Source organism: Vibrio sp. SCSIO 43140 (assembly GCF_023716585.1).
Lineage (GTDB): Bacteria > Pseudomonadota > Gammaproteobacteria > Enterobacterales > Vibrionaceae > Vibrio > Vibrio maritimus_B.
On record NZ_CP071850.1, the window covers coordinates 2,992,211 to 3,014,067 of the forward strand.

Sequence of the window (21,857 nt, forward strand, 5' to 3'; positions counted from 1 at the left end):
CGCGATGGAAACAATAAAAACAGCAACATCAAACACGGCAAAAACATCTTTAAAAGACAAACTAACAGGGGCTAAATTGCAGCTCATTGTTATGGCTGCTGCCATCATTATCATTATGTTGTTCTTCAGCATTATGACTGATTGGGCTTATCTATCACCGAGAAATATCTCTAATTTGTTTAGACAAACTGCCATCACTGGGATTTTGGCAATAGGTATGGTGTTTGTCATCATCAGTGGGGAAATCGATCTCTCCGTGGGCTCTATGATGGGGCTACTAGGCGGCGCAGCAGCGATTTTGGATGTATGGTTTGGTCTACCTTTGCCATTGACCATTGTTTTGACATTAGGCGCTGGGTTCTTGCTCGGTCTTTGGAATGGCTGGTGGGTCGCATATCGTAAAGTTCCATCTTTCATTGTTACTCTCGCTGGCATGCTCGCGTTTCGAGGAATCCTTATCGGTATTACGGATGGAACCACCGTCGCACCGACGTCACAGGAAATGGGAATCATCGGTCAAAGCTATTTGCCAAATATGTTAGGCATGATGATTGGGCTAGGCGGACTCGCTATGTATTTTGCCTGGCAGCAGAAACGTCGCGTAACGCGAAAACAATATGGATTACCGATTCCTTCAGCAACTGCAAACTTAACCAAACACGCCGCTATCGGTGTTGCCGTGTTGGCGATTATTTTCATTCTTAATGACTATCGTGGTGTACCAACGCCGGTGTTGTTGCTAGCGACATTACTTATTGCAGGCACTTTCATTGCAACCAAAACTCAGTTTGGTCGTCGAATCTATGCCATAGGCGGTAACTTGGAAGCAAGTCGATTGTCTGGCATCAATGTCGAGCGAACTAAGCTGTCTGTGTACGCAATGAACGGATTGCTCGTGGCGATTGCTGCGTTAATTCTATCAAGCCGACTTGGAGCTGGGTCTCCTTCTGCTGGCAACATCGCTGAACTCGATGCAATTGCGGCGTGTGTGATTGGTGGAACAAGTATGGCTGGTGGTGTTGGCACCGTTATTGGCGCAGTTATTGGTGCTTTTATCATGGCTTCACTCGACAATGGAATGAGCATGATGGATGTGCCGACGTTTTGGCAGTATGTCGTCAAAGGTGGAATTTTGCTGCTCGCGGTATGGATGGATAGTGCAACGAAAGCTAACCGATAAAAAACAACATGAGGTGAGGGCGCTGCGTTTAGTGGCGCTTTTTTTCGCAGTAAGTTTGAAGCTTGGGGAGGATTAGAGCTGATCTAAGGTGGACGACACCGCCCACCCTGATTGATTTAGAATTGATAGATTATTATGCAGCACGCTTTGATACCTCGTGACGATAAACGCGCATTCCCGTCTTTGTATTTTCATACACGGCTGATTCGTTTAGGTACGACCAAGCGTGGACATCTGTGTTGGTTTGCGCTGCTAGTCGTTCGATCACTAAATCAATGTTACGGCCTGCATAGTCTTTTGTTGGTACGAATAGATTCTTAATTACTGATAGCATATTAGCGCTCCTTGTAAGTTTGTTACCAAAGTTGGTGTAATAACTATACAATGAAATAAAAATGTGATCAATGTCCGTAATAAACTTTCATAAAATTTTAATGATCGTAATTAATAGATCAGAATAAGAGCTTGGTTTACGGACGTGCAACATAAAAAATGGCTATCGAACAAAAGCTCGATAGCCATAGTTTAGTAATGAGATGCTATTGGTATTTCAATCTATCGCGACGATTAGGGGAACTAATACTTACGCTTCGTGTTCCTGATAGCTGAAGTAGTCAAAATCCGCGGGCTGCATTCTGCCCGTAATGTCGCAAGCAAACAGCGCTGCAAAGCTACCTGTAAATCTAAAGATATCCGGTCCACCTTCGTCAGATAAGGGGGTACTGTTGAGCGCAGGACCAATAGTTAGCCAGTTTTCACCATCAAGTGAATAAGAGAACTGATACCACTGGCACTTAAGTTCTAGGCGGAGATAAACCGCATCGCAATCACCAATGCGGACCTCTTCGCTATACTCGCCATAAACATCGTTAATGTTTCCTGCAATCTGTAGCACTTTCTCGCCGGCATCGTTAGCCGTCATTTTTAAGAAATAGTGACCATTTCGAGCATAATAAGCGCTTAGCCCCGCCATTTCGTAAGGTGTTGTTGGATTAAACTCCAACTTAGTTTCTACCGTTGCATAGTGGCTTTGGAATCGGCGTGCCACCAAGCTATTTTGATAACGAGAACTTAAATAGTGACGTCCTTTTAGTCTCAGGTAACCTGGCTTTTCAGTAAGTGAAGCCCAAGAATCATCTAACGGCTCTCTCAGTGTTTGGAAGTTGATATCAAGCTCTGGTGAATCGAAGTTGTCGATCTTTGGCAGTTCTGGCCAAGGGCAAGGTTCGAGTTCAGGCGCTACAACCTCAACGACGGGCGTCTTGCCTGTAGTTACGTATGGCCAACCATTTTCCCAATGTGCTTTTTGGATTGCACTCTCACGCCCAAGAATAGAAAAGCCATTGTCATACTTGGGAATAAACTGATAGCCCTCGGGATTTGGAATACGTCGACCACAGAGGTGGCTTAAGTACCATTCGCCTTGCTGAGTTTCGACTAAAAATCCGTGGCCAGCGCGAGACAATTCAGCGTCCTCTTGGAAGCGACTTGTTAGAATTGGATTATCTGGATGCACCTCGTAAGGTCCCCAAACATTCTTTGAACGGCAAACTGTCACTGCATGGTTGCGTTCAGTGCCGCCCTCTGCAGTGATGAGATAATAGTAACCATCTTTCTTGAGCATCTGTGGACCCTCTGTACAGCCCAGATACGTGCCTTCAAAGATGTTTCGAGGTTCACCCACGAGCTCACCACGTTCAGCATCGAACTCTTGCATGACGATGCCGCCGAAGAAGTTGGTTTTTGCTCGCCCATCCCAGATCATGTTTAGCATGTATTTTTTGCCATCGCCATCATGGAAAAGCGATGGGTCAAAACCGTAATTACCGATCGGTGTTGGCTCACTCCAGGGACCCTCAATATTGTCTGCGGTTACCACAAAGCTTGGTGTTGCCATCCAGTTACCACCACGGCAAGAGTGTACATTCGAAAAACACACCCAGAATTTACCATCCGCATAGGTTAGGGCAGGAGCGTACACACCCTCTGAGTTGTCCATACCAGTCATGTCAAGTTGAGAGGTTCGAGTAAGGACATGGCTGACTAGACGCCAATTGACTAAGTCTTTTGAATGATGAATTTGAATGCCAGGAAACCACTCAAATGTTGACGTCGCAATGTAATAGTCATCACCAACACGAACAATTGATGGATCAGGATTAAAACCTTTAAGTACAGGATTTTGAATAGTTTGCGTCATTGGAAAATACTCACAAAGAAAGGGCATTGAAAAAGGTGCTGAGAAAACTCAACACGCACGCAATAAAAAAGCCCAAGCACATCCCCCGATTATACTTGGGCTTGAAGCAAATGTTCACACAAGGATTACTTGTAGATGAACCCGTTCACAATGTTTTCTAGATGTTCTTGACGGCCCGATTCTTTCACCGGAGATAGGTTGTTATCCACCGCGTAATTAGCCACCTGCTCTAGATTTAGATCGCCCGTTAGGATTTTCTTACCAAGATCTTCGTTCCAACCAGAATAACGCTGTGCAATATTCTTAGATAGAACGTCGTTTTCAATCATGTCAGCTGCACGCTCAAGTGATAGCGCCATTACGTCCATACCACCGATGTGACCGTGGAACAGATCTTCTAGGTCGATTGAAGGGCGACGAACACGTGCATCGAAGTTAAAGCCACCAGTAGTGAAGCCACCTGCTTTTAGGATTTCGTACATCACTAGCGTGTTTTCTTCAACACTGTTAGGGAACTGGTCAGTATCCCAGCCTAGTTGCGCGTCACCGCGGTTAGCATCGATAGAGCCAAATAGACCTAGTGATGTAGCTGTTGCTACTTCGTGGTGGAAGCTGTGACCTGCAAGTGTTGCGTGGTTCGCTTCGATGTTTACTTTAATTTCGTTCTCAAGACCAAACTGCTTCAAGAAACCGTAAACCGTCGCTGTGTCGTAATCGTACTGGTGCTTAGTTGGTTCTTGCGGCTTAGGTTCAATTAGGATTGCACCTTTAAAGCCAATCTTGTGCTTATGTTCTACTACCATTTGCATCAAGCGACCTAACTGCTCACGCTCTTGACGTAGGTCAGTGTTTAGCAGTGTCTCATAGCCTTCACGACCACCCCAAAGTACGTAGTTTTCACCACCAAGGCGCTTAGTTGCACCCATAGCGTTGAAGATTTGAGTTGCAGCATAAGCAAATACTTTAGGATCTGGGTTTGTGCCTGCACCTGACATATAACGCGGATGTGAGAATGCGTTAGCCGTACCCCAAAGAAGTTTAAGACCTGTTTCTTCTTGCTTCTGCTCTAATACATCAACCATTGTCTGGAAGTTGTTTACGTACTCTTTGATAGAAGCGCCTTCCGGTGCAACATCAGTATCGTGGAAGCAGTAATAAGGGACATCTAGCTTTGAGAAGAACTCAAATGCAGCATCCGCTTTAACGCGAGCGTGTTCCATTGGGTCTGATACTTTTAACCACTCATGGTCGAAAGTACCGTCACCAAATACGTCAGAACCAGGCCAGCGGAAGTTATGCCAGTAGCAAGCAGCGAAGCGAAGATGCTCTTTCATCGACTTACCGAGAATCATGCGGTCCGCATCGTAATGACGAAACGCTAAAGGATTCGTCGATTCTTTTCCTTCAAATTTGATTTTATTAATGTTCTTAAAAAATTCAGTCATAGCCTAATTTCCAATTTTCTGGTTGTGGACTTCGTTCGTATTTAATATTCAACCTTTTCGACCAAGCCATCAATTATGATTTTTGATACCAAATTTCACCTATTTACTAAATGTGCCCTAGTTCTCAAAAATAAGGTTTGTTTTTCCATTTTATGCTCAGGAGGTTTTGTTAAGTTATTGATTTATAATAAAACTAAGGTTTTATGATATGAGATTAGGCGATTTGAATCACATATGAAAAATATCGTAAATTAGTAACCAGATTGGGTAAATTGAATTAATTTATCGATGCGTCAAGAATGTGAGACAGACACATTAGGTACCCGGAGAATTAAAATGAACACTATCAAGTTATCCGTAAAAGAGAAGATAGCTTATGGGTTAGGCGATACTGGCTGTAACTTTGTATGGCAGACAGTAATGCTATTTCTTGCATATTTTTATACTGATATTTACGGTTTGTCGCCTGCCCATATGGGAACCATGTTTTTGTTAGTTCGCTTTATCGATGCGGTAACTGACCCAATCATGGGCTCTATTGTAGATAGAACGAAATCGAAACATGGTCGTTATCGCCCTTATCTGTTATGGATGGCGATTCCGTTTGGGGGAGCTTGTATGGCAGCCTTCTTTACCCCAGACTTCGGCGAGACAGGTAAGATTGTCTATGCCTATGTTTCTTATATATTTTTAACGTTAATGTATACGGCTATTAATGTTCCGTATTGTGCTATGGCGAACGCGATGACAAACGACTCGAAAGAGCGTACATCTCTTCAATCATATCGTTTCGCACTGAGTACCGCTGGTGGATTGGTCGTGGCTATGGTTGCGCTACCGCTTGTGGACGTTATTGGTCAAGGGGACGTGCAAAAAGGCTACATGGGTGCGATGGCAGTTATGGGCTTGGGCGCGATTGCATTGTTCTTTTTCAGCTTTGCTAACACCACCGAGCGTTGCGTTCCAGAGATTGAAGAAAAGCAGTCTGTATGGGATGACTTAAAGCTTCTAATGAAGAATAACCAGTGGCGCGTATTGTTTATCGTCAATGTTGTCCTTCTGACCGGTATCGTTCTCAAAGGTGCTTCCACTATGTACTACGTGAACACGGTTATGGGACGAGCGGACCTTGCTACTGCCTTTATGGTGACCGGTATGCTAGCTAACATCGTCGGTGCGATATTCTCTGCGCCAGTGCTTGGCAAATACGACAAGCCAAAGGTATATCGTGCGCTGATTGTTGCTTCAGGTTTCTTATCAGCGGTTCTGTTCTTAGTCGACCCTCAGAACGTATTTATGGTGTTTGCCCTAGTGATTATTCTTGGTGTGGTTCAAATGAGTACAACGCCAATTCTATGGAGCATGATGTCGGACGTTGTCGACTATGAGAAAACGCGCAGCAATCGCTCACTAAGCGGCATGGTTTTCTCGACCAATCTATTTGCGATTAAGCTCGGTATTGCGATTGGTGGCGCAGCAGTAGGTTGGATTCTAGCTTGGTCAGGTTATGTGGGCGGTGCGGAGACGCAAACTGCTGAGGCAGTCACAGCGATTAACTTACTTTACACGGTAATACCTGGCGTATTCTTCGCTTCAATCGCGGTATTTATGATGTTCTACAAACTAGACAACGAGCATCTAGAGAAGATCAAAGCACTCCTTGTTCTTGATGCGAAAGAGAACGAACAACGTAAACCTGTTGCTCACAACGCAGAGCTAGGCTAATTAGAACCCCTAAAACGTCTTGTCGCTCCTGATAAGCCGTTATAAGCCCTACTCACCAGTAGGGCTTTTTTTAGCACTAATCTTAGGAAGTAAGTTATGAAAAAGCTGCTTATTCTTCTCGACAGCATGGTCTATTTTGACCGCCAAGTGCTTAAGGGTATCAAAGCTCGTTCTGATGAATCCGATCTCAAGCTCAGTCTTTATTTAGAATGTGCGAGTAACTTAGACTACATACTCAGCGAAAGCTGGGATTACGTTATTGCGGATTACAATAAACCAGCAGTAAAACACCTCGTTGATACGTTGGGCGCAAAGCGTGTGGTGTATGCCAATCATTCGCCGGTTGATCTCCCTGATACTTTGTCTTCTGTCATTCTCGATAATGAAGGGCTTGCTCGTTTAGCGATCCGTACATTTGCAAAAAGCGGTCTTATGCATGTCGGGTATTTCGCAAACCAGCAAGACCTTGTTACGCCATGGAGTCAAGAGCGACACAAAGCGTTTCAAAGAGCGGCCCCTAAACACTCTCTCAACTATTGTGACAATGTGAATGATGCCATTAAAAGTCGGATGTTTCCTTTGGGTGTTTATTGTTCGTCAGACAGGTCAGCTCGTCGCGTAGCAGAGTTATGCGAGTTAGAAAACATCAATGTGCCGGAGCAAGTCGCGATTATTGGCACCGACTATGACGACACTGAACGTTTGTTGTCACCTATGCCGTTAAGTTCGGTAGAGCTTGATCCGTTTGAACTTGGGCGTAGCTGCATGGAGACACTAGAACAGGTAATTCGTTACAAGCGGTCAGTATCTAAGCTGTTCTCATCAAACACAGTCATTCATGCGAAAACTACTGCAAGTGAAGGGGATGAAGATAAGGTCGTGGTAAAAGCCGAGCTTTATATGCGAAATCATTTCCACTCTAATATAAAGATCAAACAGGTCACGGATTTCTGCCGAATCTCACGCAAGACATTGGATACTCGGTTTCTAATCGTTCACGGTGTCACTGCACATCAATATTTAACCAATCTCCGTGTAGAGCGTGCTAAACATCTGCTAGAGACCACAAATGACCGTATGGAGAGTATTGCAAAACAGTGTGGTTACCCCAGTCAGTCTTACCTATCTCAGGTTTTTATTAAGCAGCTAGGCTTGTCACCGGCGAAGTACCGTCAACACAATGCGAAGCATGCCGTAGTTGTGTTGTAAATCATGCATAAGTTGAGTGGTAAATAAGGAGCAAAAGGACGTTATCTGGTAACTGAATGTACGAATTTGGTAATTAGATCGAGTCGCCCATAATCCAATGCAGGATTGATACATAGTACGGATATCAAGAACGAAACAGGTATCAGACTATGCTTTACAAAGACCTTTACAAGAATCCAAATGTTGAGACAGCAGAGCGCGTTAACGACCTCCTATCACGAATGACCCTGCCGGAGAAATTGGCGCAGTTAGGTGCTCAATGGCTTATCCTCAACGAGCATGGTGACCACCAAGACCGAGATTTAGAGATGGGATCTCATGAGTCGAAAAAGCCAATTCATGAACGCCTTAAACATGGTATTGGACAAATTACTCGTCCTCTGGGTACTCACTCTGTCTCGCCTGCCGAAGGAGTAAAAGCTCTTAACGCGTTGCAAGATTATTTGGTCAATCAAACGCGGCTTGGAATACCAGCACTTTCTCATGAAGAATGTCTGGTTGGCTTGATGTCAAAAGATGCAACGTTGTACCCATCGTCACTTAACTACGGCCATACTTGGAACCCTGCACTTATCGAAGAAATGGCATCCGACATTGGTAGACAAGTCAGGGCAGTGGGTGCCCATCAGGGGTTAGCGCCTGTTCTGGATGTATCTCGAGATGTAAGATGGGGGCGAACCGAGGAAACCTTAGGAGAAGACCCTTATCATGTCGGCTTACTCGCGACCGCTTATGTCAAAGGTTTACAAGGTGAGAAGCGCGATGTATTGGCAACACTCAAGCATTACGTTGGACATTCATTCAGTGAAGGGGCTCGCAATCATGCGCCGGTCCACATTGGCTTTAAAGAATTGAATGATACCTTCCTTTTACCTTTTGAGATGGCGGTTAAGCTTGGTAACGCGGGATCCATTATGCCTGCTTACCATGATATTGATGGTGAGCCTTGCCATTCTTCTGAATACCTACTGACCGAAGTGCTTCGTCATCGCTGGGGATTTGATGGGTTATTGGTTGCTGATTATGGTGGTGTTGACTTGCTGTACTCTCATCACGGTATCGCTTCGGACTCAGCAGGTGCTGCCGCTCTATCGTTTAATGCTGGTCTTGATATCGAACTGCCTGATGATGCGTGCTCAACTAAGCTGGAACTTGCCATGGAGCGAGGAGAGTTCTCGATCACTAAGCTAGACGAAATTGTGACTCGTATTCTGACGATGAAATTTGAACTAGGGCTGTTTGAAAATCCGTACTGTGAACTACCTACTGAGCCTTTACATAATGAAGAATCAGAGCGACTAGCGTATCAAGTCGCTGCGGAGTCTGTAGTCCTACTCAAAAACGACGGACTGCTTCCTTTGTCTAATCAAACAAAAGTTGCCTTATTAGGGGCGACGGCAGATGATCAACTCGCTCTATTAGGGGGCTATAGTTTCCCTGTCCATCTAATTCTCAGTAGTGAAGAGAGTGATGCGCGAGTTGCGGCAACTTTGCGCGAAACATTTGAGCAAGCTTTTGATAGTGTGTGCTTTGCAAAGGGCTGCAATATCCTGACAGAAAGACATGCGAATGCCCCTGTGTTTCCTGGAGATGTCGACCTTGCGTTATCACAGAACTTAGACTCTCCAATCGATAAGGATACATCAGGATTTATCGAAGCTGGTGGTGTCATTCAAGATTCAGATGTTGCTGTTGTCTGCGTGGGTGACCTCGCAGGGCTTTTTCAAACGGGAACGGTTGGAGAGGGATCTGATGCTGATAGCCTTGATCTGCCGGGCGTGCAACAGGGGCTTATCGATGTGGCGTTAGACTCCGGCAAACCCGTTGTTGTAATTGTTACTGGCGGTCGCCCTTACAACTTAGGGCGAGCCGAGAGTGAAGCAGCGGCTATTTTATATGGCTGGGCTCCGGGACAAGTTGGTGCGCAAGCTATTACCGATGCTCTGCTAGGTAAGGTGAATCCGAGTGGTCGTCTGACGGTTTCTATTCCGAAGAATGTAGGCGCTGTGCCTTATTACTATAACCACAAGCTCAAAAGTGGCGGTACCCCGATTGCCTATCATTTTGGTTCGAATTACCCATTTGGTTATGGTTTAAGCTACACCACCTTTGAGTATGATGAGGTTAAGATCAAGGCTCATCAATTGAAACAAGAGGATAGCGTTGAAGTGACGGTGAGTGTTCGAAATAGTGGTCAGATAGCGGGTCATGAGGTTGTCCAGTTGTATGTACGAGATATGGTCAGCTCGCTAGTGCGCCCGATTCGAGAGCTAAAAGGATTTTCAAAGCTGTACCTTGAACCCGGCGAGCAAAAAACGGTGAGATTTACTTTACCAGTCGATATGCTCAACTTTACCAATCACCTCCATCAAAGAATTGTTGAAGCAGGGGACTTTGACATTATGGTTGGAAAATCATCTACCGATATATTGTTTAAAGAAACCATCACAGTAAATGGTGGGACACGCATCTTACCAAAAGATTGGCGTATGACTTGTGAGTTTGAGGTCATCTAGCGATATCAAACGTTAGGGGTAGTAGGAGAGGCAATGCCTCTCCATTTTAGATTAACCATCTAGTAATCAAATTTCTCTGTACTCAAAGTACCCAAAGTCGGCGTATTTCCCTTGCCCAGAGACGTCACTAACAAACATGCCTACCATAGGTCCCGTAAATCGGAAAATGTCGTCTGCGCCTTCATCCGATATAGGGACAGCACTGAGCGCAGGTCCTATCCTTTTCCAGTGTTTGGTATCTTCGGAGTAGCGGAACTGATACCGGTAACCGTCAAAGTTCACTCGTAAATAAATGGTGTCATTATTAATATTAACGACGTCCGAATGTTCGTCGTAACTCCCGTTGTCTGCGAAGACTAACTGGAGCTGTTTTTCCCCGTCGTCGTTCGCGGTTATTTGTAAAAAGTAATAACTTCTCGACGAGTAATAGACAATGAGTCCTGCCATATGATGTGGCAGTGTTGGAAGGAAAGTACACTCGGTTTCGGCTTGAATGTTGAAATGCTGTATTCGTCGCGCGATTAAGCTTTGCTGAAAATTCGAATTAAGAAAGTGTCTGCCCACTATTCGTAACTTGCCTAGATCGGCTTTAAAACTTGCCCAGTCAGAGGTTAATGGTGCCCGAAGCGTTTGAAAATCTGTTGGTAAGGGACCTGAATCAAAATTAACGCGAGTAGGAGAAGGTGACCAAGTGTGACGAGGTAACTTAGGCGCAGCGACACGGATTTGTGGTGCTTTACCGCCGACAACATAGGGCCAATCATCTCTCCATTCAATTTGCTGAAGGTTGCTTTCTCTGCCAAGGACGCTAAACCCTTTGCCAAATCGACCGCCAATGTAATGCTTCTGATATTCTTCAGGATATATTGGGCGTGTGGCAAGATGCGATAAATACCATTCTCCGTTTTGCGTTTCGACAAAAAAACCATGTCCGGCTCGCTGCAAAAGTGAAGTTTCGTCTAGGTAAGCGGTGAGTATCGGATTGTCGGGGTGCACGTCAAATGGACCCCAAATGGATCGGGAGCGAGCCACGGTTATAGCATGACCGTAACCCGTCCCACCTTCAGCGACAACGAGGTAATACCAATCATCTTTTCGAAGTACCTGCGGTCCCTCAGTACCTTTCAGATGGGTGCCTGAGAAAACCTTCTTGGGCTCATCGACAAGTTCCATTGTCGCTGGGTTGAGTTCTTGTATCACAATACCGCCAAAGTTGTTCACGTGCTTTCTACCGTCCCAGATCATATGAACGACATACTTTCTACCATCTGCATCGTGAAATACCGATGGGTCAAAACCAAAGCTCCCGATTGGGTATGGCTCGCTCCAAGGTCCATTGATATCTTTGGATTTAACAACGTATGCGGGTGTCGACATCCAAGTCTCGCCTCGACAGGCGTAAACAATAGAGTAGGCGAGCCAAAATTCTCCATCGCAGTATGTGAGTGAGGGAGCGTAGATTCCACCTGAATTCTCAACACCTTCAAGCGGGAGTTGTGTCGTCGAAGTGAGACCATGACCAATCAGTTTCCAGTTTACGAGGTCTCGCGAATGATGAAGTTGGATACCTGGAAACCATTCAAAGGTGGAAGTAGCAATATAGAAATCGTCTCCAACCCTTAAGATGGACGGATCTGGGTTAAAGCCTGGAATTATTGGATTTTGGATATAGTTCATTGGCATTTTCTTATTCGTTACCTTTAAGGCGTGATGTGTGACTAAACGACTTGTTGAGTGGCACCAACGACGAGTTCTCTGATGCAAATGTGTTGTGGCATCTGATAGATGGTGAGTAACAAAGTGGCGATATCATTGGCAGAAAGGGCTCCACCGATAGAGTAGACATAGTTTTTATGCCCGGCGACAATCTCGGGGTTTTTGGTGGTGTTAATAAGGTTGGTGTCAATTGCTCCCGGCGCGAGAACACAAACGCGAATGTTGCTCTGCGCAACTTCCTGTCGGAGCATCTCAGAAAGCGAATGAACGGCGGCTTTCGTCGCGTTGTATATACCATGATGTTCAAGGGGCTTGATTGCGCCGAGCGATCCCATGTTGATAATGGTGCCACGCCCTTGCTGCCTCATAGATTCTAGACAAGCTTGCACACCATTAATCACACCGTCGACGTTTACCGCAAACATAGTGTGCCAATGCTTAGATGGTTGCGAGCCAATGTCTCCCAAAAACATAGTACCTGCATTATTGATAAGGCAGTCGGCAGGTCCATACTGACGCTCCGCTTTTGCGATTGCGCTGGAAAAAGAATCGGGGTCGGTAACATCGACATGTTCGCAAACGGCGTTGTTTAGTTTTAGTGCTGAAACGTTGTCTACGTTAAGGTCAAGCAGCAAAGCTGGATGCCCCAGACTGGTATAGAGTTTTGCGCAGGCGAGACCAACGCCAGAGTTAGCCCCTGTGATGACGACTAAGGGTTTTATCATGCTTAATCCTTACTGATAGAAAATAACGACCATGTGGAAACTGGTTATCGAAATTATCGGTGCCAAGGTGATGTAAGCCCCATCGAAACCCGGAAGAAAGCGTATGTTGCTCACACTCAAATCGCTATCTGTAGAGTAACGAAATGACGCAATTGTCGTTTTCTCGTTTGTTAGGAAGAGAAGTTGTGCAATGTTGCATAAGCTTTGTGTTTTTTGGTTTTTGTGATCCCCTTGTCGCACAAGGGTTCAGGGAGTGTTTCACTGATCACGAAATTGAGTGCTCTACATGGTCCAAGATGTGATTACAGAAATGCCCTAAGGTCTATTTCCTATTAGTTAGGGCTGAGTTAGGGCAGTGATCAAAGGAGTGTGGATGTGAAACGAGTAACAATAGCCGATATTGCGGCGGAAACGGGGATGTCTGTGTATGCGGTGTCGCGAACTTTATCGGGGAAATCGGGTGTCAGTGATTCAAGTCGTGCTTATATCAGCGAGATAGCGGAACGCATGGGATACTCTTCTAAATCTCAACCAGAGGTGAAACCGAGAGTCATTCGGCTTGTTATTCCTAGCCTAGATTTGGGTGCGGGAGAGCATTATATGAATGTTGTTTCTGGCGCGGAGCGTCAAGCGAGAAAGATGGGTGTTTCACTAGAAATAGTGACAACGAATCGACTCGAAGACATACCTTCCGATGAATGTAGTGGCTATATTCTGGCTGGCGAGTTAGAAACCGAGGATTACACTCGTATAGCTATGGCGCTTTCCCCACTTGTTGCGCTGTTTTACTTACCAAATGGCACTCAAATCGACAATATCATGTTCTCAGATTACGAAGTTGGAGGGCAAGCCTGCCAATCACTTATCGACGCAGGACACACCCAATTGGCGGTTGTACGAGGTTGTGGCACCAATTTTTCATCACCCAGCATGCAAGCTAGAGTCGACGGATTTCGCCTTGAAGCTGAAAAACACTCCGATGTATTGGTTCAAAGCTTGAGTCTAGATGATCTATTTGCTTTCAAGGAGCGAATGAAAACTCAACGCGATACGGGGACACTACCCACGGCGTATTTTTGTGTAAATGATGTCTATGCCGAAAGACTCATTGCAGTGTTCAATGAATTAAAAGTTCGAGTGCCTTACGATGCCTCTGTGATCGGTTTTGGTAACTATGAGGTCGCGTCGACGATATTGCCGCCGCTAACAACCATTCAGGCTCCAATGAAATCGATGGGGGAATTGGCCGTTCAACAGGTCGCATCAGCTACAGATCCGAATTTGCTCTCACGAAGTGCAATTCGAACACTGCTCTCAACAGAGGTAGTAGAGCGTGCGAGTGTGTACTTTCATGATGAACACTGAGTAGAGGAGGATTAGCCAAGGAACACTTGGCTAATCCAATGCTGATTTAGCCTTTTACAGCGCCACTTGTTAAACCGGCTATCATTTGTTTGGATGAGAATATGTAGAAGGCAACGATCGGTATGATGGATATCGTTGTACCTAACATGACGGCTCCCCATGGTGTGTTGGGGAGTCCTTGTACCGTCCTAAGGGCTAGGGTTACGACGTATTTATCGTCACTGGTTAGCACGATCAATGGCGTCAGGAAATTGTTCCAGAAGAATACAAATTGGATGATCCCAACGGTTCCAAGTACGGGTTTCATTAGCGGGAGAGCAATGGTGAAGAAGGTTCGAAACTCTCCTGCGCCATCTATCCTAGCTGCTTCTAATAGCTCTCGAGGTATTGATGCGACGACATATTGTCTTACTAGAAAGATGGCAACGGGCGTAGCTGTAAACGGTAGCCAAATGGCAAGGTGCGTGTCCAACAACCCCAAGAATTGAATAATCAGATAATAAGGAATAAGCCCAAGTACTGGTGGTACCATCATTGATGCTAGCATAGTTGCGAAGATTGCATTCTTACCTCTAAATGTATATACCGCAAAGGCATAGCCGCCCATCGCACGAGTAAAACTAGCTGGTACAACTTGTAAGTATATGGATAAGGTTCACAATAAACACAATAAAAGCAGAGAGTTAAATCATAGTTTCCACTTACAATTCCCACTTACATAGATATTTTGAAGAACGAAGAGTGAAATCTGATTTCCAGTTTGTGCTTTTACAACTCAAGCGTCATCTGCGTACTAGCTTGCCCCTCTTTGGGCTCTAGCCCAACAGTTAAACCAATTAAGCGAATGCCACGACCCTTCGCTCGTGATAGCGCTTCTTGTAATAACGCTAGAAAAAATGCTTTATCTAGACTAATTTGCTTATGTTCCACAGTAGTTTGCTGAAAATCATCGAACTTCAACTTAACTCCCTGCCTGACTATCCTTTTATCATCACCAATTTTAGCAAAACGTCTTACTAGTTCATCATAAAGCGTTTCAACCGCATCGGCACACTCTTGTTCGGTTTTAATATCTTTGGCAAACGTCCGCTCTACACCTAGGGACTTTCTAACGCGTGTTGGTGTTACTTCTCGCCGATCAATCGCATGACTACGCTCCCAGAGAGAAGTACCGAACTTTCCAAACTGCTTAATCAGCATATGCTGATCATAGTTTTTTACATCAATTCCTTTGTACAAACCAAGCTTGTTAAGTTTCTCTAGTGTCACCTTTCCTACACCAGGAATCTTACCTAAGTCTAAATTATCTACAAATTCTTCAACTTCATTCGGCGGGACAACACAAATGCCATTTGGCTTATTAATATCAGAGGCTACCTTTGCAACAAACTTTATGGGAGCAACACCAGCACTAGCCGTAAGCCCAAGTTCTATTTCGATGGCTCTGCGAATATCCTCGGCTATCAATGTAGCTGACCCTTTGAATAGCTTTGATTCAGTTACATCAAGATAGGCTTCGTCAAGTGATAGTGGTTCAATCATGTCAGTGTAACGAGCAAAAATCTTATGAATTTGCTTGGATACAGCTTTGTACTTTTCCATGTTTCCGCCTATGACCGTCAAGCTTGGGCATAACTTCAGTGCATGAGCGGTCGCCATTGCTGAACGAACACCAAATTTTCGAGCAATGTAATTACAGGTAGAAATAACACCGCGCCGATTTTGAGAACCACCAATCGCTAGAGGTATGTCTCTTAGCTCTGGGTTATCTCGCATTTCAACTGCGGCATAATAACAATCGAGATCTATGTGGATAATTTTTCGGGTCATAGTATGCGGTGCGGTGAAACTGAAAACCTAAGAAGAGAAGATACGTATGTTTATCCGTGTCAGGGACATGTCTGAAAATTATAACCCAACCTGAAGCACTGTACAAACAAACAGTAATATTTATCTAAAACCCGATTCCCGTCTATCTGTCCGAAAATAGAAAAAACGGCCTGTTGAGGCTAATGCCAGTCAGTTAAGCTGACTGGCTTTCTTTTTATTAGGGTATTTCTTTGCTTTAGGTTTTATAGCTCTTGGGTACACTCTGTCTTCATGCTTAATAGGGAGAACATGGTGGGGAGCTTCTTCAAGCAAGTGGGTTATTCGTTTCGGTATCGTCCCAGCAGATTCAAGCCAGAAGCTATGAATTAAGTGGATAATTGCATTTGCACTTGTCGTGAAGCTCAGCTGATTGGGATGTAGCCCCGGAATTTGTTTCGCCATATTAATCATCTGATACCGGATGATATTGTAACTCAGCAGCAGTCCCCATAACTCTTGGCGTATCATTTCGGGCGGTTTTGTCGCAAAGTTTAATTTTATAGGTTCGGGTTTGGCCAATTTCGACTCAATCCCTTAATTATAATGTTTAAAGGCTGCCACTTTCCCTCTGAAGTTATTCTCGAAACCGTTCGCTATTACCTCGCTTACAAACTCAGTTATCGCGAGATTGAAGAAATCCAGAGGGAACGTGGTGTGTGTGGAACATGCAACTATTAATCGTTGGGTTATCAAATTTACACCTGTTTTAGAACATAAAGCGAGATCAAAGAAAAAGCCTGTCTCTACTTCGTGGCGCATGGATGAGACCTACATCAAAGTGAAAGGAGAAGGGCTTTACTACTATCGAGCGGTCGATAAGTTTGGAAACGTCATTGATTATTATCTTCGCTCCAATCGCGATGAAGCTGCTGCCAAGGCCTTTCTGAATAAGGCGATAGCTCAACATAGCCTCCCCGAGAAAGTGGTCATTGATGGGAGTAAAAGCAACTACGCGGCTATCGATGCAATGAATATTCAACTCTGGTTAACGGGTTTCTTTATGTTGTCACTGATTGAGATATTGGATATCAAATATCTCAATCATATCGTGGAGCAAAGTCACCGTTGGGTAAAACAGAAGACGTGCCAAGCCCTTGGGTGGAAGTCATTAAGGGGAGCAACAGCGAGCCTTCACGGCCGAGAGTTGTGGACGATGTTGAAGCGTGGTCAGATAGAGATAGTTGGAGAAACCGCCTACGAACAATTTTATGCACTTGCAGGATGATTGCGTCTAGAGAGTGGCTCTGCCACGTCTTTATCAGAATTTGCGACAGAACCCGTATTGTTCGTGTAGTGGAACCACGTTCGTTTGAGCTTAGTGCTCTGCGACTTGGGATACTAGATTCGCCTCTAGCTCTTCGGTGTATATCATGTTGCTACCTTGTTCTAGTTGTCTTTTCCGCACGGTATAGCAGCTACCAATCTCCGTTGGTTTGGACTGCCATTCTAGCTAGGTAAGCTGAAGAGTGACAACATTTACGGATTACAAGACAAAAATAAGACCACCCAAATTAGATGATCAAAACAACGCCTTTTGGCTTAATGCCATGCTGTCTAGCAGACAACTAACTAAGGTATGTCTTCGTGGGACAAATCAAGTATGTATTGACAATATACGAGATGGATAATGATAAATCAGTACGCCATGATTTTATTCGTTGCAGGTAACAGAACCAAGGCGCGAACTGGGAAAGATTTTGGTTATTTGAACTCCTTAACAAGTGCTTGCTTCAGTTCTGTCATTGCCATCTGGTTGTTGATGATTGACTCTGCTGTGAGTCGTTCTGCATGCTTCAAGAACACAGTGCGGTCGATGTCTTCAACCTTGATGTTGATGTTGCTTACGATTGCAGAACCAAGCACTGGGTTGTAGCCGTTGATGTAACCTGAAATCGTTACTTCTCCAAGGCGCTTACGACCAAACGCATTCGTCAATGAGATATCCATGTGAGTCTTAATTGGTGTGAATCCATCTTTGTCTTCGATCTCGGTAGTGCTGCCGATTGGCTTGATGTTCAAGATAGAATCACCAACGAACGCTACTATCGCATCAGCTGCTTTTGGGAAGGCCACATTAGCAATGGTTTTGTTGCTTTGCCGCTTTTTAGCTGAGTAGTCATTCATCATTTGTTGTGTGCCTTCGTCGAGCTTATCGAAGTAAGTCACGGCTAATTGGTTTTTAATGGCCTGCTGCTCCGCAATGTCTAGGTCGAACTTGCAAGCCAATGCACTGACTTCTTTCTCAACCATAGAATCAACTTTGTCTTGAGCTGCCATTGCGAGCGCTTCGTACTCATATGCACGTTGTTGCCTAATTGAGTCGCGAGTCAGGTCAGGGTTTGCCTTGCGGAACTCGATTTGTTGTTTGGCTTCTTTGGCAAACTTTGCATAAGCAGAAGACTTGCTTGAATACTTGCTGTAATAGTCATAATTCTTTTGAAGCTGTTCGTCAGTGTCATAGCCAAACTGATCAAGTTGGTTGCTCAACTCTTCGTACTTATCGCTAGTGCCAATCAGTACGTCTTTGGCTTCAATAACTCGCTTGATGAACGCCGAGCTATCGAACGTTGTGCGAACTTGTTCAATTAGTTGCCCTGGCGTCTCTGTACTTGCACCATCAACACCACAAAAAGATGTAACACCGCTGTTCACTTCAATGCTTGGGTTAACTGTTTGTTGGTAGTAAGTCTCTCTGATCATGTCTTGGTTCACGACTGCAGTTGTTGCTACTAGGGTGATTGCTGTTGCTGCTACTAATTTTTTCATGGTTGTTACTCTTCGTTATCGATGTGGCGTTCAGCGCGGTCGAAAAATTTGGTTGTTTTGGTTAGTGCAAAAAGCACGAAAGGCGCGATCAAAGCTAAGTTGAAAAGGTAGTAACCCGCTTTAGCCAATCCAGACCAGTCACTAAAGAACTGGTGTTGGTTAATGAACGCCACGGGGTTGATTAAGTCTGCAATGCTGCCAGCAGCGTAAGCCACTGCTAACAACATCACCCAACGAACCACGTTTACTATCTTTTCACCCTTGCTTTCCATCTCAGTATCCTGTTGTGTCTATGTGTTTGCCGATGTTCTTTTGTTCGCGCTTGGTAAGCTTGTTCCAAGCTATCAGCGCTCTTTCGTGTGCCAGATGGCACGTTAACGTCTCGTCTTTCCCCATGCTAATGAACCATTTATAACGTTCGTTCTGGGAGACAAAGCGGTTAACAACCGCTTGCCACTTACTTGGGTTAATTGCCTCAATTTTCACAGAAGAGTTCCTTCTTTTAGAGAGTAGTAGCGCTCTCTACCACCTGTTAATGTAATCTGCAGCTCATCAAGCTCTGGGGAAACGTAGTAAAGGTGTTCACATGCAATTGCTGTTGTCATTTTCTCTGTAATGAAGTTCATCGCATCACTTTTCTCAGCGAAGTGGTACTTGTTAACATCCCGAACCTCATCATCAAGAACGCTCTTCACTTCAACAATCCAAAGCTCTGGCTTCTCAAGCATCTCTATCACATTTAGCAATGCGCGAGCATAGCCTTGGCTATAGTTAGCACGGAGGTCTTGACCTTCCTTTTGATGCTTCTCTGCCATTTCGTTGCGCGCTTCGTAAATCTTCTCTAGCTGTGCGTGACGGTTTGTGTTTAGTACTTTTATTATTTCTTCTCCCCTTTAATTAGTGACCAGATGTAAGAGCCTGCAATAACTGCAACGATTAGTGGCAGATTGGCTCCAAAGTTTTGGATCATGGAAAGGAAGCCATCAACGCTAGTTAGGCCATTAAATAGATCGAGTGAATCGCCAAAGATGTAGTTGTTTAGAAAGTTCATTGCATTGCCTCGCATAGTTAAATCAAAAACGCTGCACCGTAGTGCAGCGGATGAGTTAGACTATACGCATTTATTTGCGTTTTAAACACTTTTTGCAAAATATTTTTGCATTTTATTATTACCACTCGTAACCAACACCAACATATTCAGTTGTTGAGCTAGCCACAGTCTCGTAACCTAGGCCTGCTTTGATGGTTAACTGCTCTGTTACTCGATAGCCAATACCTGCAGCGATTGCAGACTCAGAACCAGAATGACCAAGCGCCACTGTAGTGTTGATGTGACCAACACCATAAGGTTGTACCAAACCAGCGAACGCGCCTGCTTGTGCTTTAACGCCGTTCATCTCGTCGGCCATCTTCTCGAAGTCTTGGCGCAAGCTTGCGATGTCCTGTGAGTTCTTAGCGATTGCCTGCGAGTTGTGGTTGATAGCAGTACGGTTGCTAGACACGTGTTGGCTGTTGCTACGAATAGATGTGATGTTGTCTTCGATGGCATTCCAGTTCTTATCGATTACCGCGATGTTCTCTTCAACTGCATCCCAGTTCTCTCTAGCCATCTTGTTGTTGTCCTTAACACGGCTAGCTAGCTTCTTAACTTCAGATGCACTTCTAGCAGCTTGCACTGATGCACGGTTCTCAAGGTTAGCGATTCGCTGAGCGTTCTGGCGTGTAACAGTCGCTTGGTGAGTAGACTTCTTACCTTGCGCTTTTTGAGTCTTGATAGCTTCACGACCACCAACAACCATCTGGCGCATTACTTCACCTTGGAACTCCACCTGTTCATTTACTAGCTCTATTCCTTGAGCATTTTGATCAACACCGCTAGCCAATGCCATGTCACGTACCAAACCGCCTTGCTGTGTCGCTTGAGCTGCCTGCTGCGCTTGGCGAATAGCAGTGCCTTGGTGTGTCACTTTCTTGCTTTGGCGTTCTACTCGCTTGATGTTGCGGTACGTAGCTTCTGCAGTCGCGTCTTGGGCATGGGCATTGTCTTCGATAGCCTGCTGATTAGTTTGCGCCAAGAACTTAGCGTCTTCAGCTGCTGCATGTGCGATACCCGCTTCAGACAGAGCTGTGTTGGCGGTCATGTGCGCCTCTTCTACCAGTTGGCTTTGCTCGCCTGCGCGTTCTTGCATGCCTGCAATGCGCTTGGCTTGCTTTGCGTTCTGGTTTGCTACCTTGGCGATCACATCTGCGTTACCTTCACTCTGTGCTTGCACATCGTTGATTAACTGAAGCTGACTAGCCGCCGTTTGCTGAGTGTCTGCAATAGCTTCAGCATTGGCGATAATCGCTTGGTCTTGGCTAGCGGTTACACCCGCTTGGTGATCAACTTTCTTAGCTGCTTTAGCTTGCTGCTTCTCGATCATTCGAGTGGTACTAGCTACTGCATCAACATCACCACGAACTGTTTGAATCTCGGTGCGAACGCGACCAATTTCTTGGCTGTTGCCATCAGCTTTGTTTTGCGCCTCTGTGATGCGGCTCTGGGTACGACCGTTCGCTTGTTGCATGTTGTTTAGAACTGCAGTGTGCTGCGATAGAACCTGCTCAGTGGTAGTAACGCGAGCGCCAACAGCTGTAAGGTCACTGCCTTGCTGTGCGATGGCTTCTTTGTTTGCCTGTGCGCTACCACGAACATCTGACAAAGCTTCATTGATTGATGGAAGCGTTTGACGCTGGAAGCGCTCGTTCACTGCTTCGTGGTTCAATACCATCTCTTGGATAACATCATCTGGAAGAGAAGCTGTACGGTGACCGTGGGTATTCATTTGACCGGCATTCTGGTTCGCTACGATGTTGTAAACTGGACCTGAAGTTTGGTGCTCACGAATATCGCGGATTTCTTTCTGAACGTGACGGTCAAGAACAACCGCTTTAGACTCTTGTGGCGCTGGCTCGCCAAGTGGACGAATTTGACCGAAGTGGCTAGAGATGTCTGACGCCATTGCTGAAGCTGCAAAAGTTGAAGCGATTGCGGTTGCTAGAATTACTTTTTTCATTTGGTTAGTCTCGTTTGGTTAAATTTAAATTGTTGCGCCAGCTTCCACTGCCGATGTTTGTTGTTAGCCTTCACACTCTGAAACG

17 protein-coding genes and 3 pseudogenes are annotated in these 21,857 nt (G+C 45.1%); 6 read left to right on the forward strand and 14 right to left on the reverse strand.

Annotated features, from left to right (window positions below):
- Positions 1-4: 4 nt before the first annotated feature.
- Positions 5-1,180: a sugar ABC transporter permease gene (locus tag J4N45_RS14320; RefSeq protein ID WP_286036888.1), complete on the forward strand. Its 1,176-nt coding sequence runs from the start codon at positions 5-7 to the stop codon at positions 1,178-1,180.
- 133 nt (positions 1,181-1,313) lie between these two features.
- Here J4N45_RS14320 and J4N45_RS14325 read toward each other — a convergent pair whose 3' ends face one another.
- From J4N45_RS14325 to xylA, 3 genes are all read right to left on the reverse strand, one after another.
- A complete protein-coding gene (locus J4N45_RS14325) occupies positions 1,314-1,514 on the reverse strand; it encodes a hypothetical protein (protein WP_128649495.1) in 201 nt (66 codons plus the stop codon).
- Between the two features lie 249 nt (positions 1,515-1,763).
- Positions 1,764-3,380, reverse strand: coding sequence for a glycoside hydrolase family 43 protein (locus J4N45_RS14330; RefSeq protein ID WP_252012110.1), 1,617 nt, complete (start codon positions 3,378-3,380; stop codon positions 1,764-1,766).
- Positions 3,381-3,505: 125 nt separating this feature from the next.
- Entirely contained in the window at positions 3,506-4,825 is a 1,320-nt protein-coding gene (xylA, locus tag J4N45_RS14335) for a xylose isomerase (RefSeq protein WP_252012112.1), read from the reverse strand.
- Between the two features lie 336 nt (positions 4,826-5,161).
- Between xylA and J4N45_RS14340 the strand changes: the two genes are divergently transcribed.
- The 3 genes from J4N45_RS14340 to J4N45_RS14350 all read left to right on the forward strand — a co-directional run bounded on the left by J4N45_RS14340 (position 5,162) and on the right by J4N45_RS14350 (position 10,275).
- The gene (locus J4N45_RS14340; RefSeq protein WP_252012114.1) at positions 5,162-6,550 is read left to right on the forward strand and encodes a glycoside-pentoside-hexuronide (GPH):cation symporter; all 1,389 of its coding nucleotides are present in this window, start codon (positions 5,162-5,164) and stop codon (positions 6,548-6,550) included.
- A gap of 96 nt (positions 6,551-6,646) precedes the next feature.
- Positions 6,647-7,759: a substrate-binding domain-containing protein gene (locus J4N45_RS14345; protein WP_252012116.1), complete on the forward strand. Its 1,113-nt coding sequence runs from the start codon at positions 6,647-6,649 to the stop codon at positions 7,757-7,759.
- Between the two features lie 149 nt (positions 7,760-7,908).
- A complete protein-coding gene (locus J4N45_RS14350) occupies positions 7,909-10,275 on the forward strand; it encodes a glycoside hydrolase family 3 N-terminal domain-containing protein (protein WP_252012118.1) in 2,367 nt (788 codons plus the stop codon).
- Between the two features lie 66 nt (positions 10,276-10,341).
- Here the strand turns inward: J4N45_RS14350 and J4N45_RS14355 are convergent, their stop codons facing one another.
- A complete protein-coding gene (locus J4N45_RS14355; RefSeq protein ID WP_252012120.1) occupies positions 10,342-11,952 on the reverse strand; it encodes a glycoside hydrolase family 43 protein in 1,611 nt (536 codons plus the stop codon).
- Between the two features lie 41 nt (positions 11,953-11,993).
- Entirely contained in the window at positions 11,994-12,716 is a 723-nt protein-coding gene (locus J4N45_RS14360) for an SDR family oxidoreductase (RefSeq protein ID WP_252012122.1), read from the reverse strand.
- Positions 12,717-13,091: 375 nt separating this feature from the next.
- Between J4N45_RS14360 and J4N45_RS14365 the strand changes: the two genes are divergently transcribed.
- Positions 13,092-14,081 (forward strand): LacI family DNA-binding transcriptional regulator, encoded by a 990-nt coding sequence (locus J4N45_RS14365; RefSeq protein WP_252012124.1) that lies wholly within the window; start codon positions 13,092-13,094, stop codon positions 14,079-14,081.
- A 46-nt stretch (positions 14,082-14,127) separates the two neighbouring features.
- Here J4N45_RS14365 and J4N45_RS14370 read toward each other — a convergent pair.
- The 3 genes and pseudogenes from J4N45_RS14370 to J4N45_RS14380 form a co-directional block, all read right to left on the reverse strand.
- A pseudogene (locus J4N45_RS14370) lies at positions 14,128-14,691 on the reverse strand (carbohydrate ABC transporter permease); the annotation flags it as partial.
- A gap of 158 nt (positions 14,692-14,849) precedes the next feature.
- The gene (gene dinB / locus J4N45_RS14375; protein ID WP_252011215.1) at positions 14,850-15,911 is read right to left on the reverse strand and encodes a DNA polymerase IV; all 1,062 of its coding nucleotides are present in this window, start codon (positions 15,909-15,911) and stop codon (positions 14,850-14,852) included.
- A gap of 189 nt (positions 15,912-16,100) precedes the next feature.
- A pseudogene (locus tag J4N45_RS14380) lies at positions 16,101-16,433 on the reverse strand (IS4 family transposase); the annotation flags it as partial.
- 60 nt (positions 16,434-16,493) lie between these two features.
- On the opposite strand from J4N45_RS14380, the pseudogene J4N45_RS14385 reads away from it, so the two are divergent.
- Positions 16,494-17,175, forward strand: a pseudogene (locus J4N45_RS14385) (IS6 family transposase).
- A gap of 476 nt (positions 17,176-17,651) precedes the next feature.
- Here the strand turns inward: J4N45_RS14385 and J4N45_RS14390 are convergent.
- The 6 genes from J4N45_RS14390 to J4N45_RS14415 all read right to left on the reverse strand — a co-directional run bounded on the left by J4N45_RS14390 (position 17,652) and on the right by J4N45_RS14415 (position 21,772).
- Positions 17,652-18,716, reverse strand: a complete 1,065-nt coding sequence (locus tag J4N45_RS14390; RefSeq protein WP_252011214.1) for a hypothetical protein — start codon at positions 18,714-18,716, stop codon at positions 17,652-17,654.
- Positions 18,717-18,721: 5 nt separating this feature from the next.
- Positions 18,722-18,988 (reverse strand): hypothetical protein, encoded by a 267-nt coding sequence (locus tag J4N45_RS14395; RefSeq protein ID WP_252011213.1) that lies wholly within the window; start codon positions 18,986-18,988, stop codon positions 18,722-18,724.
- Position 18,989: 1 nt separating this feature from the next.
- Positions 18,990-19,202 (reverse strand): hypothetical protein, encoded by a 213-nt coding sequence (locus tag J4N45_RS14400; protein ID WP_252011212.1) that lies wholly within the window; start codon positions 19,200-19,202, stop codon positions 18,990-18,992.
- Positions 19,199-19,531: a hypothetical protein gene (locus J4N45_RS14405; RefSeq protein WP_252011211.1), complete on the reverse strand. Its 333-nt coding sequence runs from the start codon at positions 19,529-19,531 to the stop codon at positions 19,199-19,201. Before J4N45_RS14405 ends, J4N45_RS14400 begins: the two co-directional genes overlap by 4 nt.
- 62 nt (positions 19,532-19,593) lie before the next feature.
- Positions 19,594-19,767, reverse strand: a complete 174-nt coding sequence (locus J4N45_RS14410) for a hypothetical protein (protein WP_252011210.1) — start codon at positions 19,765-19,767, stop codon at positions 19,594-19,596.
- A 118-nt stretch (positions 19,768-19,885) separates the two neighbouring features.
- Positions 19,886-21,772: a YadA-like family protein gene (locus J4N45_RS14415; protein WP_252011209.1), complete on the reverse strand. Its 1,887-nt coding sequence runs from the start codon at positions 21,770-21,772 to the stop codon at positions 19,886-19,888.
- Between the last annotated feature and the right edge of the window lie 85 nt (positions 21,773-21,857).

What these genes read in the sequence shown, in the direction of transcription:
- xylA (WP_252012112.1), bottom strand. Translation starts at nt 4,825, where the DNA reads ATGACTGAATTTTTTAAGAACATTAATAAAATCAAATTTGAAGGAAAA.
- J4N45_RS14390 (WP_252011214.1), bottom strand. Translation starts at nt 18,716, where the DNA reads ATGAAAAAATTAGTAGCAGCAACAGCAATCACCCTAGTAGCAACAACT.
- J4N45_RS14345 (WP_252012116.1), top strand. Translation starts at nt 6,647, where the DNA reads ATGAAAAAGCTGCTTATTCTTCTCGACAGCATGGTCTATTTTGACCGC.
- J4N45_RS14330 (WP_252012110.1), bottom strand. Translation starts at nt 3,380, where the DNA reads ATGACGCAAACTATTCAAAATCCTGTACTTAAAGGTTTTAATCCTGAT.
- J4N45_RS14405 (WP_252011211.1), bottom strand. Translation starts at nt 19,531, where the DNA reads ATGGCAGAGAAGCATCAAAAGGAAGGTCAAGACCTCCGTGCTAACTAT.
- J4N45_RS14325 (WP_128649495.1), bottom strand. Translation starts at nt 1,514, where the DNA reads ATGCTATCAGTAATTAAGAATCTATTCGTACCAACAAAAGACTATGCA.
- J4N45_RS14395 (WP_252011213.1), bottom strand. Translation starts at nt 18,988, where the DNA reads ATGGAAAGCAAGGGTGAAAAGATAGTAAACGTGGTTCGTTGGGTGATG.
- dinB (WP_252011215.1), bottom strand. Translation starts at nt 15,911, where the DNA reads ATGACCCGAAAAATTATCCACATAGATCTCGATTGTTATTATGCCGCA.
- J4N45_RS14340 (WP_252012114.1), top strand. Translation starts at nt 5,162, where the DNA reads ATGAACACTATCAAGTTATCCGTAAAAGAGAAGATAGCTTATGGGTTA.
- J4N45_RS14360 (WP_252012122.1), bottom strand. Translation starts at nt 12,716, where the DNA reads ATGATAAAACCCTTAGTCGTCATCACAGGGGCTAACTCTGGCGTTGGT.
- J4N45_RS14320 (WP_286036888.1), top strand. Translation starts at nt 5, where the DNA reads ATGGAAACAATAAAAACAGCAACATCAAACACGGCAAAAACATCTTTA.
- J4N45_RS14410 (WP_252011210.1), bottom strand. Translation starts at nt 19,767, where the DNA reads ATGAACTTTCTAAACAACTACATCTTTGGCGATTCACTCGATCTATTT.
- J4N45_RS14350 (WP_252012118.1), top strand. Translation starts at nt 7,909, where the DNA reads ATGCTTTACAAAGACCTTTACAAGAATCCAAATGTTGAGACAGCAGAG.
- J4N45_RS14415 (WP_252011209.1), bottom strand. Translation starts at nt 21,772, where the DNA reads ATGAAAAAAGTAATTCTAGCAACCGCAATCGCTTCAACTTTTGCAGCT.
- J4N45_RS14355 (WP_252012120.1), bottom strand. Translation starts at nt 11,952, where the DNA reads ATGAACTATATCCAAAATCCAATAATTCCAGGCTTTAACCCAGATCCG.